Raw genomic sequence first — 14,131 nt, 5'->3', positions numbered from 1 at the left:
TCAATCAGCGGGTATCTTTGTTCGATGGTATTCGAACTATGGAATCAAGTAAAGCCCTGATATACTCCCCTCATGCGCCACTATTCCCACCCCTCTCCTGATGAATTTACCCTCGAACGCTTATTGTATGCGTTGAGTGATCCGGTGCGTCTGGAAATTGTCCGCCATCTGTATGAAGTGCCGGAGGCGACTTGCGGCGAGTTGCAGGGCGATCGGCCTAAGTCGAGTGTTTCCCACCATTTTCGGGTGTTGCGGGATGCGGGTTTGGTCTGTACCCGCTATGTGGGCACCACCCACATCAATTCGCTGCGCCGGGAAGACTTAGAGCGCGTCTTTCCCGGCCTGTTGGAGGCGATTATGGGGGCTTATTTCAAGCTCAAGCGGGAACGTCCTCAGTCCTGAGGCTTCAGGTGCAACACCCGCAGCCCGTTGGCCACAACCAGTAAGCTGGCCCCCATATCGGCAAAAACGGCCATCCACATAGTCGCATTGCCGGTGAGGGCCAGAGCGAAAAACACGCCTTTAATCCCCAGCGCGAAGGCAATGTTCTGCCATAAAACATTGTAGGTGGCGCGCGACAGTTGAATCAGCTCCGGCAGACGGCGTAGATCGTCGTTCATGATCACCACATCGGCGGCCTCCATCGCAATGTCAGTGCCCGCGCCGCCCATGGCAATGCCAATATCAGCCTTGACCAAAGCCGGCGCGTCGTTGATGCCATCGCCCACCATGGCGGTGGTGCCGTACTGCTGGTGCAGGGTTTGAATGGTGGCCAGCTTGTCTTCTGGCAGCAGGTTGCCCTGTACCTGAGCAATGCCGGCTTCCTTGGCGATGGCTTGGGCGGTGGTCAGGTTGTCGCCGGTGAGCATGCAGGGCGTAACGCCAAGCTGTTGCAAGCGGCTCATGGCGCTGCGGCTGCTGTGTTTTAGGGTATCGGCGACGGCGAAAATGGCCAACACTTCGCTGGCTGAGGCCAGTAGCGTCAAGGTGTGACCTTGGGCTTCATGGTGGCTGAGGTAGGTTTCAATCTCAGGGCTGCACAGGCCGCGTTCTTCAATTAGGCGATGATTGCCGAGTACAAGGCGATGGCTTCCCAAATGGGCTTCAATCCCGCGCCCCGGCAGTGCATTGAACTGCTCTAAAACCACCGATTCGTTGGTATTCGTCAGCCCTGTGGCAATGGCTTTAGACACCGGATGATCCGAATGCTCCGCCAGTGCAGCGGCCCAAGCCAACACCTGCGCTTCGCTGTAGTCCGAAGGCATCAAGTGCACGGCGACCAAGCGAGGTTTGCCTTCAGTCAGGGTGCCGGTTTTGTCGAGGGCGATGGCTTTCAGATGGCGCGCTTGCTCCAGATAAGCGCCGCCTTTAATCAGGATGCCTTGACGCGCTGCTGCCGCCAGTCCACTGACGATGGTCACGGGTGTGGCAATCACCAAGGCGCAGGGGCAGGCGATGATCAGCAATACCAGCGCCTTGTAAATCGCTTCCAAGGCCGTCCAATCGAATAACCAAGGGCCACTGAGGGCAACCAACACCGCGCCCACAAATACTGCTGGTGTATAGAGCGCGGCAAAACGGTCGATAAAGCGCTGCATCGGCGCTCGACTGGCTTGGGCGGCCTCTACCGCGTGGATAATGCGGGCGAGGGTGGTGTTATTGGCCGTGGCCGTGACTTCAAATTCGAGGGTGCTGGTTTCGTTGATGGTGCCGGCAAACAGCGCATCGCCGGGGACTTTATCGACCGGAATGCTTTCCCCCGTGACCGAGGATTGATTCACCGCGCCTTGGCCTTTGCTGATGCGCCCATCCAAGGGAATACGCGCACCGGGTTTTACCCGTACCACCGCGCCTAAAGCCACGTTTGCGGCTGGAACGGCTAACCAACGGCCATCGGCTTGCTGTACCTCGGCGGTTTCAGGGGCGAGGGCCAGCAGTTTTTGAATGGCTTGCCGCGCCCGATCCAGCGATTTGGCTTCGATCAGCTCGGCAATGGCGTACAGGGCCATCACCATGGCCGCTTCCGGCCACTGGCCGATCAAGAACGCACCCGTTACCGCTACGCCCATCAAGGCATTCATGTTCAGTTGGCCACGGCGCAGGGCGGCCAAACCTTTTTGGTAGGTGGAAAGTCCGGCAAAGCCAATGGCTGCTGCCGCCACCGACATACCCAAGAGCCCAAACAGCCATGTTTCTGGGGCAAGATAGTGGATAGCCTCAGCTACTAGAGCCAGTGCTAAAGCAATCCCCGTGCGTGTTAATTCACTAAACTTGGCCTTAGGCTCCTGTTGAGCGCTGGAAAGCGGCTGTACCTCAAAGCCCAAAGCACGAATGGCGGTCAGCGCGGCCTCAAGCGCCGAATGCTCTGCCTCAATCTGTAGCGTTCGGGCCGAAAGTTCAAACCGCAGTGTCCTAATCCCTTGAATCTCTGCCAACGCCTGGCGGATTTGGTTTTCCTCCACCGGGCAATCCATGCTGGGAATACGAAAACTGGGAATCCTTGCAATAGGATTGCCGGATGGATTGGGAGATAGGCTAGGGTCACAGTGTCCAGAACAACAACAGGTACTGGATGTTTGAATGGGAAGATGACCGCTGTCTGATGTCATGTTCGCTGCTCCAAAGGTGATTTAATTGCATTAAAAACCTTGAAGTAACTACAGGGTCAAGCAGCAGCCAAACTGTAGATCAATCCGTTTCATTCGCCAGCGAGCGTATGTAGAGCACCAGTTGCCAGATTTCCTCTTCAGTCAAATAGTCTCCATAGGAGCGCATCGCTGTCACCGTCTGCGTCCGTCCCGGTCGGCCTAGATGCTGAGCTCCTTGTCGTGCGGGATGATGCAGCTCACCGGAACCCTGCTCAATCACCCAATACAGTTGACCATCTGGTATGTCGAGCATGGTTGAACGACAACGAAAGTTACGCGGAGCAGGATTTAAATAGGCTGCTGCTGGCCCTTGTCCATCCCCCAGAACACCATGACAGGTAACGCAAGGAGTAGGACGCGCATCATCTTGGTACAAACGCGCTCCGGCTGCTCTATTTTCAGCGGTAGGTGATAAAGGATTAGTGCGCCCCAAATAGCTAGTTGGAGCGGTTTGAGTCCCTCGAATTTCGGGGCAACGTCCCACAGCTTTAAACTCATCCGCATCCCCATAGGAAGCCCCCATGCAGGCAACTATTAAGAGAGGTCGGATTAGCCCTTTTAAATTTTTACCGGTGCTCATATCGGCTCCCTTAAAACGTGACTTTGTGGCGCACGCCAATCACCCGAGCGCTTTGCACGCTAGGGTCCATACTGGGATGCCGAATGTATTGGGCGCTCAGTTGTAGACTCATCCATGAGGTCACAGGAAACCAATGGGTGAGTTCATAAGCCACCTCGCGGCTCAATACAGGACTGCCCGCAGTACGCTGAGCCTGTTTAAAGGAGCCACTGTTGGAGGCCAGTGAAACACCAAAGCCAGTTACGTCCTCATCCCGCCCCGGCAAGAGCCCGGTGTACACCAAACCACCACTGGCAGACCAACGTATAGGGTTCACCTGCTTATCTGCATAGCCAACCCGCAAAAAGCCACTCAGCCCTTGGGTCGCCTGCTCTGGCTCACGGAATAACTCACCCTCAATTAGGGCATAAACCCCCTGAGCCCCCTGCTCTTGCTTGGGATTACCCTCAGCATCCAGAGCGCGCACATGGTCGAAATGCTCGGTGTAATACCAAGCACCTAGGGCAGCGTGTAGAAAACGGCTATTTACGTCTGCGTTCTGGTGAATACCCAGCTCAGTCAGAATTAAAGCACCATCACCACCTTGTAAATGCACCTGAGTGCCGTGAGGCTGGTCAGGATCTCCCGCTACACCATCCAATACAGCAACCTGCACATAATGCTCAGACGTAGGATGCCAACGAACACGCACGCCTAAACAGGAGGTGGGATAAATGCAGGGGCCGTTTTTACCCGTCTCAGAAAAATCTAGGCCCGTACCAAAGCCACCATTGAGGAAAACCCCAGCGGTTTCTTTAACGTCAAACTCCGAATCAGCCGCATACAACCCCACTAACACAGCCAAGCGCTCATCCCAGAAACTCTGCTCAAACCAAGCCTCGTGGATTTTAAAGGTATCTACCGAATCGGCGATGTTGCTGGGCGCATGGATAGAACCTACGGACTCACCCGGATCACGGCTACCGTAAATACCCAACCCATGAATGAATACCCGCCCGCCTCGCCAACCGAATAAACGCTCCAGATCAAAGGACACACTGGGCTCAAACAAGGCAGAGTAACTGCGCCGCCGATCCAGCCCGCCCTCCGTTACAGCCATAAAATCCACGGTGTGATCCAGACCAATCTCTATTCCTTGAGTAGCTAGCTGAGAGCGCTTGCCACTCCAATTTCCAGTCAAAGTTTCCGCATAAATGCCGCCCTCTTGAGCCGCGAGCTTGGCTGAATAAGTACCCAGCAGCACAGCTAAAGCGACTAAGGAGAGAAAAAATGAACCCTTGCACTTCATCAGCAAAACTCCTTGCAGAGCCCAACCAACCCAGATGTCAGCTATTACCGCCATGTACTGCTGAGGTTGAATCAGGCTAACAAGCGTTTACCGAATCAACACTGACACAAAGCATAAAAATTATTATTACCAAATAATAAAAAACCACAAAAACTAATTAATTGATTTACATAGATTTATAATAAAAAACGAATAAGAATAACGAAAAAATTACAAATCAAAATAGCGCTGCGAAAAAAGAGTGCTAAAATCACCTGCGCTAAATAGTTAGAATCCCCAAAGCGCATTAAATCATTGCTTGCTAATTGGCAAAACTTACTAAAGCTATTATCTGTACGGCTTTGCTAGGTTTAGTTTGGTACATCCAAGCGTAGGAATTCTGACTGTAATGTCTATAGCGCAGCCTTCATCGAAAGATCTTGGTTGCTCCCCTAAGACAAGGACCAAGTAGTATGGGGTTATACGCAACGTGTCATTATGTTTGAAGATTCCAGGGCTTCCAGAGTGGTTGTGCTCTTTGAGAAAAAGAGGACTATTTTGGATCAACAGCGCCGAATCACATGACCGTACTACCCTATTGGGTCAAGTGCTCTCAGGGCTTTCAGAACACACTCAAGTGACTTTGGTTTATTCGTGTGAAGAGGCCAATACCTTACTCAGTGCTTATCAGTCCGGGCCTCTGGCTATACGACTGTTTGAAATCCCAGCACTCTTACTGCATAAAGCCCTGCGACTGTTACCCTCTGACTTGCAGCGAGCTAGAGCACAGCACAGCGAGCTCATACTACTGTGTTTACCCGCCGAGGCTTGGGCTCCAATGGATGAGGCAACATTGACCCACTGGTGCTGGAGCCTACGCAACTGGTTAGAACAATACGACACCACGCTACTTATATGCAGCCAAGGCCCTTTGCATCCACAACTGACCCAGTTAAACGACTACCTATCGGGTTTATCCAATCTCATCAGTGAGCCGAGTTGCACGCACTATCACATAAAGTACTGGCACCATAAATTCGGCATACAAACTGAACAGAAATATTGCTTTGAGCGTACCGCTCAGGGGTTTGAGGTACTTCCAGAAACACTTCAATCTGAACCTTCGACCTCCCAAGACTTTCGCTATCTTATTCAGGCGCATGTTCTAAACAAGCACACACCAATACATGACCATTGGCTGGTATTTGATACGTTAAGGGATTTACTACAACAGGCTACTTCTGTTCCTCATGGAATACTGCTACTTGGTGTCGCAAATAACGAGCAAATAGAAGACCTTGCTCAGCAGTTACACAGTCAATCCTTTTCCCCCCAGCAAAACCTTCGTATCTTAGTTAGGGAAACTGCGCCTTGTTTACGCCATCGTGATCGTGGTTTATTGCAAGCCTGTGGAGTACACTTAATTATTCCTCACAACTTCCCTGCTCCCCAAATCATTAGCTTTCTCGAATTACTAAAACAAGAGAGTGCCTGCACTCCGGAACAACTTTTCGATTTTCAAGAGCTAAAACAATCCATTGACCCACCCAATCAACGTGGGCTGATCAGTGTACAAGATTTTATAACTACATTAGAACCTATTTACGCTAAAGATACATTGGCTAATATAGAACATCAGCTACTTCAATTAACACCCTCTGGAAAGCTCACTGCAGAGCACTGCCTTAACCAAATGCAGTTAAGGCGCATGGGTGATGTAGCCTGTATAGAAAATGAGTCAGTTTACTTATTCTTATTTGCATGCAATACCAATGAAATAGAGCAAGCATTACAAAATATTTGCCAACTTCCCTTTAATAGCTTGTTTTCTAAAATCACCCAATTAAACAATCTGGACTCGGTTAGACAAGCAAGCTATAGCATTAGCCACTCAGCCCATATAGAAGAACCCTCAATTCAAACCACTATAAGCCAGCATATTAAACCCGAGGTTCCCTTAAATCCCAAAAGGGCCAAACTCCCTTGTATTTCGCTTGCAAAGAAATAACATGAGCAGTCAAGATTTAATTCAAATCATCTCAGTTATACTCGCTCTTAGCATTGTTATACTGATAATAATTCAACCTATATTATCCAGTATATTCAAAAAAATATCCCTTTTATTTCCTCCGCGCTGCTTAAAATATAGAGGGGTGCGCTATAAATCACAGGGTAACCATGAAAAATAGTGTGCTAAGCCGACCAGAGTTAGGGGTCTGGAATTTCTACTTTTTACTTAAGCTAGCCTTGGCTTCAGTTGGGCTCTTAAATTTCCAACCTATTCCTAACTTAATCTTTGCAGCAGCGCTGATCATCCCACTACCTTGGCAGATTGCCCAAACGCTAAGAACTGTCGTGGCCATTCCCATCGGCATAGCTTTATTTTATCAAGATACTTGGTTTCCTCCCTTCAGTCGCTTGCTGGATAATGCTGACAACATTCGTGGATTTTCCAACGAATATATTCTTGAGTTACTAGGCCGCTTCATTCACTGGGATTGGGTTGGACTATTTTTTGTTGCTTTAGTAGCTTACTACTTCATATGTCAATGGATTCGCCTAACCACCTTAAGCCTCGTTGGATTATTCTGGTTTTCAGTAGTAAGCATACAACCCGAGCAACCAGCAATTGCCTCAACAGCAGCTTCGTCTGGTACTAATACTACAAGCACACAACAAACAAAGAATCCTGACAATAACACTCTGAATCAAGCATTAACTAATTTCCACCGTACCGAAGCCAGCCGCCATACAAACTTCCCCGATACAGCAGAATCCCATCTAGCATTTGATGTATTGGTTATTAACATCTGTTCTATGGCTTGGGATGACTTAGAGAGCGTTGGCCTGCGGGACAATAGTCTGTTCCAACAGATGGATATTATTTTTGATCACTTTAACTCAGCAACCTCCTATAGTGGCCCAGCCTCTATTCGGCTATTGCGCGCTAGTTGTGGTCAGCTTCCCCATCAGCAACTTTATGAGCCCGCCAATCAACAATGCCTGCTGTTTAATAATTTACGTCAATTAGGTTTTACTGAAGAACTCATGCTTAATCATGATGGGCAATTCGAGTCCTACTTGGACAACGTACGTAAACAAACGGAAATGCCACCTCCCGCCATTGACAGCAAAATATTAAAGCGCTCTTGGATTAGCTTTGCCGGCCCACCCCTATGGCAGGATCAAGACGTTCTAGTGAAGTGGTGGCAACACCGTATAAATGAGCTAAAAACTCAAGACAGAGTGGCGCTGTTTTACAACACCATCACATTACACGACGGGAATCGTGTATTAGAAGCCGATGGTGGAACTCGACCTGCCAACTATAAAGAGCGAGCCAGTAGCTTTATCAATGATTTAGTTGCTTTTATCAAAGAACTTCAGCGCAGTAAGCGCCCTGTCGTGCTGGTCATTGTTCCAGAGCATGGCGCGGCCCTACATGGGGACACGATGCAGATTTCAGGGATGCGGGAATTACCCACTCCTTCCATCACGCATGTTCCTGTGGGGGTTAAACTCATCAACATGGACACCCCACAACAGTCCAATCCTGTCCATGTTGCTGAACCTAGCAGCTATTTAGCTTTGTCTGAGTTAATTGCACGCTTACTGCGAGTTCCCTCATTCCAAGAATCCAACGGTTTTAATTGGCAGTTGCTGACCACAGGATTACCGCAAACCGCTTGGGTGTCTGAAAACCAAGGAGTGGTTGTGCAAGAGTATGAAGGGGTTCCCTATTTGCGCATCAAGGAGCAGGGTACATGGCTTCCTTACCCCCATCGTTTCAAGTAGCCGATGCGTCCTCCCCAGCGGCGGACGACATCACGGATTTACGCAAGGCATTGCAAATGCCTGAACTCCCTTATGTAGATATCACGACACAAAATGCGGTGCGCGATGTACTAAAACGCTGGCCTTTACTTTCAGAGCTATCGTACTTTGCGGAGCAAAATACCCCGTGAAATCCCTGACATTACGCGGACTTCGAGGAGGTGTAGGCTGTACCACCCTCATCGCTGCCTTAGGTTATGCGCTACACCAACTCAGGCAGCGCGTATTGCTGTTGGATTTATGTCCAGAAAATATGCTGGGTTTACACCTGAATTTACCCTGGAGTGCAGCAGAGGGCTGGGCTCAGGCTGATAAGCAACAAAGCCCATGGCAGGAAGCGGCGTGGTGCCTTTCTCAAGATCTGTGGATACTGCCTTACGGACGGCTATCCTATGCCGAACAGCAACCTATAGCTCAGTCTCTAAACCAACAGCTTGAGCATTGGCCAGAGCGTTTAGCCAGCCTGAGTTCCCATTTTGACTGGGTGCTTATCGACCAAAAAACCGCCGAACCTCTTAGCCTTGTTGCCTGTGACCTAGAAATTAGGGTGGCCCATGCCGACCCTGCTTGCCACGCGTTACTGCAATCTAGTCTGCCCCCTGACATGCCTTTGTTGGTTAACAACTTTGATCCCATTAGGAAGTTACAGCGTGATATTTGGCTACTCTGGCAACAGACCCGTCCCGAATTAGTTCCGCTGCTCATTCATGCCGACGAAGCGGTTCCAGAATCTTTAGCGTGCAAGGCTCCGGTTGGACACCACGCACCCCAAAGCTTAGCGGCTAAAAATGTGGCCAGCCTAGCGGCTTGGTGTCTGTCCAAGGAGTAAATGGGAGTATGTTCAAAGCAAAGTTCTACCACTCACTGCGATACTCTGGATTTAGCCCACTCAGCGCGGGTTTACTCAGTTTTTTTCACGGCATCGCTTGGTTGGTACTGCGCCTTGAGTCCCCTGCTTGGCAGAGGGTATTAGCAAATTCTGCACGTTGGTATCCACATATTAGCAATCGGCCTCCCAGACTGGGTGATCCCATACGCTATGTCATACAAAGCCTTTGGCTGTTGGTAGTCTTACCGATCAGCCCCCGTGTTAGGCAAGCGCAATGGAGTAAAAGACTCAGTTTGTTAGGTCAGGCTCGGGCTTGGTTAAGCCAAAAAATCACCAACGCTACCCGACCTTGGCAAGGGGAAGAATTACCCCCTATCGCTGATGTACTCAATAAAACCTCCAAGACATTGCGCCCCTTTGCCATGGCCATCTTTGGAGTCTTCACAACGGCCTTGGTGATTCTCTGCATCACCGAGCCCTTTGATTTTGAAGCACAGTTGGTGTTTGTATTTTTGCTATGGGGCTTAGCGCTATTAATCCGCGATATCCCTGGACGCTTTGCCATGGTGCTCTTGGTGATGCTATCGCTGATAGTATCCTCTCGTTACCTATGGTGGCGTTATACCGGAACCCTTAACTGGAACGACAGCCTAGACCTTGTCTGTGGTCTAACCCTCCTTGCGGCTGAAAGCTACGCTTGGCTGATTCTACTACTAGGCTATGTACAAACCATTTGGCCATTAAAGCGCCAACCTCAGCCACTCCCTAGAGACCTCACACTCTGGCCCAGTGTGGATGTGATGATCCCAACCTATAACGAGGATTTAGCCGTTGTACGCAATACGGTGTACGCCGCACTGGGGCTGGATTGGCCGGAAGATAAGTTAAACATCTATATATTGGATGACGGGCGGCGGGATATCTTCCGGCAATTTGCGGCTGAGGTGGGCGTAGGCTACATCATCCGCCCGGATAACCGTCATGCTAAAGCGGGCAACCTCAACTATGCACTGACCCAAACTCAGGGGACTTTGGTTGCCATTTTCGATTGCGACCACATTCCAGCGCGCTCTTTTTTGCAACTGACGACAGGCTGGTTTTTAAAAGATGACCGCCTCGCCTTGGTGCAAACACCTCACACGTTTTATTCCCCCGATCCTTTTGAGCGTAACCTAAACACCTTCCACAGCGAACCCAACGAAGGTGAGCTGTTCTACGGATTGGTACAAGACGGTAACGACTTGTGGAATGCCACTTTTTTCTGTGGCTCCTGTGCCGTACTACGCCGAGCGGCCATTAACGATATCGGTGGCTTTGCTGTAGAAACCGTTACCGAAGATGCCCACACCGCATTACGCCTCCATCGGCGTGGATGGCACTCGGCTTATTTACGAATTCCCCTAGCGGCAGGGTTAGCCACCGAAAGCCTCTCAGCCCACATTGGCCAGCGGATTCGTTGGGCACGCGGTATGGTGCAAATTTTACGCACCGACAATCCCCTATTTGGCCGGGGCCTGAACCTGTTTCAACGCCTGTGTTATGCCAATGCCATGCTGCACTTTTTGGCAGGAATCCCTCGACTGATCTTCCTGACCGCACCTTTGGCCTTTTTACTGCTGCATGCCTACATCATCTATGCACCCGCCAGCCTTATTTTGATCTATGTACTGCCCCACATGATCCACTCCAGCCTAGCCAATGCGCGTATTCAAGGCCCGTTTCGCAAATCCTTCCAAGGGGAAGTCTATGAAACCGTCCTCGCGTGGTACATCGCGTGGCCAACGACCTTAGCCCTCCTTAACCCCAAAAAAGGACGCTTTAACGTCACCGTAAAAGGCGGTTTGATGGAGCACGACCAATTCGATTGGCGCATCTCCACCCCTTACTTCATCCTAGCGGGCTTGAACTTTTTAGGCCTTGGATTTGCGATTTGGCGACTGATGTATGGCCCAGAAGATGAAATGCTGACTGTGATCGTCAGTAGCCTATGGGTTATTTACAACTTGCTGATTATAGGCTCTGCTGTGGCCGTAGCCGCCGAGGTACGTCAAGTTCGCCTCAGCCCACGCGTGAATACAGGCTTAGCCGCTGCCTTACGCTTGGAGTCAGGACATCTGTATCCTGCCACCTTAACGGACTACTCTGACCAAGGTGCAGGAATACAAGCCCAACTGCCCCTGGTATTACTCCCCGACACCAAGGTCACGCTTGTTCTATGGCGTTCGGGACGGGCTTTTACCTTTCCCGCGCTGGTGCGTCGTCACCAAGGTCATTTTCTTGGGCTTTCTCTTGATTCACTGAGCCATGAGCAGCGTACCGATTTTGTCCGCTGTACCTTCGAGCGAGCCGATGCTTGGCTTAATAAACAGGAGCAATTTTCCGGCGACCAACCGCTACAGCACTTCTGGGACATGCTTGCCTTGGGCGCTAAAGGGTATGCCCGCCTCTGCGATCACCTACCTAGGCCAATAAAGCGGCTGCTATACCTTGTGGTTGATCTTCCACGATGGCTGTATAGCTTTTGCCCACGGATCCCCAGATTCTCTGCAAAAGATACCTCCCTTTCCTCATCCCTACATCCTCTGGCCCCTTCTGCCGGATCTGTGAGTTCGTCATGAGTTATTTTTTCTACTCTATAGTGCTGATCAGCACCTTAGTGGCGCTAGGGAGCCTGAGTGCTTTAGCGGCTCCCGTATCCAGCAAAACGCCTGTAGCAGCCACTCTAGCGCCTGTAACCACAGCAGCTACAACCACATCGGCTAATACAACCCAAGATATTTGGCTAAGAACGCCCTCTTTTTCCGACTTAGGGCGCACTACGGACATCCTGTTAAAGGGAGTGGACTCAGCGAGTCAGGTGGACTTTACCCTGCGGCGTGACCGCATCGTGCGCGAGGCCAATTTACTCTTACAGTTCACCCCTTCACCGGCCCTGATCCCCAACCTATCGCACATCAGGATTTATCTAAACGATGTGATGATGGGCGTATCGACCATTGCTAAGGAAGATTTAGGTAAGCAAGTCAACCGCAAAATCGCCTTAGATCCCCGCCTGATGGGGGACTTTAACCGCATACGCTTTGAGTTTGTCGGTCATTACACCGATATTTGTGAAGATCCTGCTAATACCACGTTATGGGTCAATATCAGTCAGGAAAGCCGTATTACCCTGAGTGAACAACCCCTGCTGCAAGCCAACGATCTAGCGTTTTTCCCCTCTCCTTTCTTTGATGAGAATGACCCACGCCTGACCCGCATCCATCAAATCTTCGCCGCGAACCCTTCACCCGAGGAGCAACAAGCCGCTGCTATTTTGGCTTCCTACTTTGGCGTACAAACCCGTTGGCGCGAACTCGAACTTCCCGTGCTATTCGACCGTCTGCCAGAGGTTCCCAAAGAGGGGCCTTATACACATTCCATCGTATTTGCACCTAATGGACATCGCCCCGCTTTTTTGGCGGATATGCAGCGCTTCCCCGCCGTACAGGCTCCCATTGTTGAGTTGGTTGATCATCCCACCACCCCCTATGCCAAAGTGCTAATTATTTGGGGCCGCGATGCAGCAGACCTAAATACCGCCGCACTGGCTCTAGCACAGGGTAATAAAATCTTTCGGGGTCAACGGGTCACCGTGAACCAATTCCAGCCTTTAGAGCCGCGTACACCCTATGACGCGCCGAACTGGATTCCCACCAATCGCCCGGTACACTTTGCAGAACTTATCACCTATGCCGAACAACTAGAGCGCAAAGGGCTACAACCTGATCCCATCAGCCTAGACATTAACGTGCCGCCAGACCTCTTTATCTGGCGTAACCGAGGTGTTCCCCTGCACCTTCTATACCGTTTTACTGCGCCCACGCTGACCAATAGCTCGCGTTTAAACGTGACCCTGAACAATCAACTGATTGCCGGTCTACCTCTGCTAACACCCTCTGAGGACGGTAATTTCTTCCAAAAACTGCACGTCAAACTGCTGTCTAACGACAGTACGGGGGAACTTGATAGCAAAGTCTTAGTGCCTGCCCTAAAAATCGGCGACCGTAACCAACTGCAATTTCAGTTCAGTATGGCCAGTATATTGGGATTAACCCCCAGAGATCACTGCCAAACCATGCTAGTACCCGATGCCCATGTAGCCATTGACGAAGCCTCTAACATCGACCTTTCAGGCTACCACCATTACATTGGCCTACCGGACTTGCGCGCCTTTGCCCGCAGCAGCTTCCCCTTTAGCCGCATGGCAGATCTATCGGAAACCTTGGTACTGATTCCAAAAACCCATCAGCCTGCACAGGTAGCCTCCCTCCTAGAAACCATTGCAGGGCTATCAGCACGAATTGGCTATCCCGCTATGCGTTTGCAAGTTACGGACGACTGGCGCAAAGCCCAAGAGATTGATGCAGACTTACTGGTGCTAGGCTTCTTACCCGAAGCACTGCGCCAAAATCCAGACCCTGAGCTGCTCAGAGAGACCCTGCGGGATGCCTTGTTGCAACCCACTTCGGGAGAGCGGCAGCAATTTTCTTGGTTACGCTCGGCGGCTCCCTATGTGCGAGAAATCTACACATCTGATCCCGCTGTTAGCCGCGTAGATATTTCTGCTACCGCTCCTATGGCGGCCATTGTTGGCCAGCAGTCTCCCTTTCATAGTCAGCGCAGTTTAGTCGCCGTCTTAGCCACTCAAGAAGAAGATTACCAACTGTTCCGAGAGGCTTGGCGCGATGTAGGCAAGCGGGATGTTATGGCTGGTTCCTCTGTGGTCATTCGTAGCAGCGGCGTTCACAGCCAATTTACCGGTGAGCGCTATTTTGTAGGCTATCTACCTTGGTGGGAACTGCTGTGGTTCCATCTATCAACCCGTCCTACCCTGCTTGCGCTCATTGCGGCCATCTCCGTTTTACTGGTGGCTATTGTGACTTGGCAAGCCCTGCAATGGGTGGCGCGTAAGCGTTTGAAATAGCCGAGGAGCT

The 14,131-nt window shown here is 50.8% G+C and carries 10 protein-coding genes; 7 read left to right on the top strand and 3 right to left on the bottom strand.

What is annotated here, in order from left to right; all coding sequences use genetic code 11:
- Positions 1-72 precede the first annotated feature (72 nt).
- Positions 73-402 carry an ArsR/SmtB family transcription factor gene (locus LX59_RS11725; RefSeq protein ID WP_144572062.1) on the top strand — a complete coding sequence of 110 codons (330 nt, stop codon included), beginning with the start codon at positions 73-75 and terminating at the stop codon, positions 400-402.
- Here LX59_RS11725 and LX59_RS11720 read toward each other — a convergent pair.
- From LX59_RS11720 to LX59_RS11710, 3 genes are all read right to left on the bottom strand, one after another.
- Complete coding sequence (locus LX59_RS11720) at positions 393-2,609, bottom strand: heavy metal translocating P-type ATPase (protein WP_144572061.1); 2,217 nt, start codon at positions 2,607-2,609, stop codon at positions 393-395. The two genes, LX59_RS11725 and LX59_RS11720, sit on opposite strands and share 10 nt — an antisense overlap.
- A 79-nt stretch (positions 2,610-2,688) precedes the next feature.
- Positions 2,689-3,228: a c-type cytochrome gene (locus LX59_RS11715; protein ID WP_144572060.1), complete on the bottom strand. Its 540-nt coding sequence runs from the start codon at positions 3,226-3,228 to the stop codon at positions 2,689-2,691.
- Positions 3,229-3,238: 10 nt separating this feature from the next.
- Complete coding sequence (locus LX59_RS11710) at positions 3,239-4,516, bottom strand: carbohydrate porin (RefSeq protein WP_170234371.1); 1,278 nt, start codon at positions 4,514-4,516, stop codon at positions 3,239-3,241.
- Between the two features lie 469 nt (positions 4,517-4,985).
- On the opposite strand from LX59_RS11710, the gene LX59_RS11705 reads away from it, so the two are divergent.
- From LX59_RS11705 to bcsB, 6 genes are all read left to right on the top strand, one after another.
- Positions 4,986-6,503 carry a BcsE family c-di-GMP-binding protein gene (locus tag LX59_RS11705; protein WP_246118747.1) on the top strand — a complete coding sequence of 506 codons (1,518 nt, stop codon included), beginning with the start codon at positions 4,986-4,988 and terminating at the stop codon, positions 6,501-6,503.
- 170 nt (positions 6,504-6,673) lie between these two features.
- Positions 6,674-8,290, top strand: coding sequence for a cellulose biosynthesis protein BcsG (bcsG, locus tag LX59_RS11700; protein WP_144572057.1), 1,617 nt, complete (start codon positions 6,674-6,676; stop codon positions 8,288-8,290).
- Positions 8,260-8,460, top strand: a complete 201-nt coding sequence (gene bcsR, locus LX59_RS11695; RefSeq protein WP_144572056.1) for a cellulose biosynthesis protein BcsR — start codon at positions 8,260-8,262, stop codon at positions 8,458-8,460. The genes bcsG and bcsR overlap by 31 nt, the downstream gene beginning before the upstream one ends.
- Positions 8,457-9,158 (top strand): cellulose biosynthesis protein BcsQ, encoded by a 702-nt coding sequence (gene bcsQ / locus LX59_RS11690; protein WP_144572055.1) that lies wholly within the window; start codon positions 8,457-8,459, stop codon positions 9,156-9,158. Before bcsR ends, bcsQ begins: the two co-directional genes overlap by 4 nt.
- Positions 9,159-9,166: 8 nt before the next feature.
- Positions 9,167-11,776, top strand: a complete 2,610-nt coding sequence (bcsA, locus tag LX59_RS11685) for a UDP-forming cellulose synthase catalytic subunit (RefSeq protein WP_144572054.1) — start codon at positions 9,167-9,169, stop codon at positions 11,774-11,776.
- The gene (bcsB, locus tag LX59_RS11680; protein ID WP_144572053.1) at positions 11,773-14,121 is read left to right on the top strand and encodes a cellulose biosynthesis cyclic di-GMP-binding regulatory protein BcsB; all 2,349 of its coding nucleotides are present in this window, start codon (positions 11,773-11,775) and stop codon (positions 14,119-14,121) included. Before bcsA ends, bcsB begins: the two co-directional genes overlap by 4 nt.
- Positions 14,122-14,131: the final 10 nt, after the last annotated feature.

It is taken from the genome of Azomonas agilis (assembly GCF_007830255.1).
In the GTDB taxonomy this organism is placed as follows: domain Bacteria; phylum Pseudomonadota; class Gammaproteobacteria; order Pseudomonadales; family Pseudomonadaceae; genus Azomonas; species Azomonas agilis.
This window is presented reverse-complemented; position numbering and strand designations above follow the sequence as displayed.

Bases quoted from the DNA above. Each gene is read 5' to 3' on its own strand.
- LX59_RS11725 (WP_144572062.1), top strand. From the start codon at position 73: ATGCGCCACTATTCCCACCCCTCTCCTGATGAATTTACCCTCGAACGC.
- LX59_RS11720 (WP_144572061.1), bottom strand. From the start codon at position 2,609: ATGACATCAGACAGCGGTCATCTTCCCATTCAAACATCCAGTACCTGT.
- LX59_RS11715 (WP_144572060.1), bottom strand. From the start codon at position 3,228: ATGAGCACCGGTAAAAATTTAAAAGGGCTAATCCGACCTCTCTTAATA.
- LX59_RS11710 (WP_170234371.1), bottom strand. From the start codon at position 4,516: ATGAAGTGCAAGGGTTCATTTTTTCTCTCCTTAGTCGCTTTAGCTGTG.
- bcsG (WP_144572057.1), top strand. From the start codon at position 6,674: ATGAAAAATAGTGTGCTAAGCCGACCAGAGTTAGGGGTCTGGAATTTC.
- bcsR (WP_144572056.1), top strand. From the start codon at position 8,260: ATGGCTTCCTTACCCCCATCGTTTCAAGTAGCCGATGCGTCCTCCCCA.
- bcsA (WP_144572054.1), top strand. From the start codon at position 9,167: ATGTTCAAAGCAAAGTTCTACCACTCACTGCGATACTCTGGATTTAGC.
- bcsB (WP_144572053.1), top strand. From the start codon at position 11,773: ATGAGTTATTTTTTCTACTCTATAGTGCTGATCAGCACCTTAGTGGCG.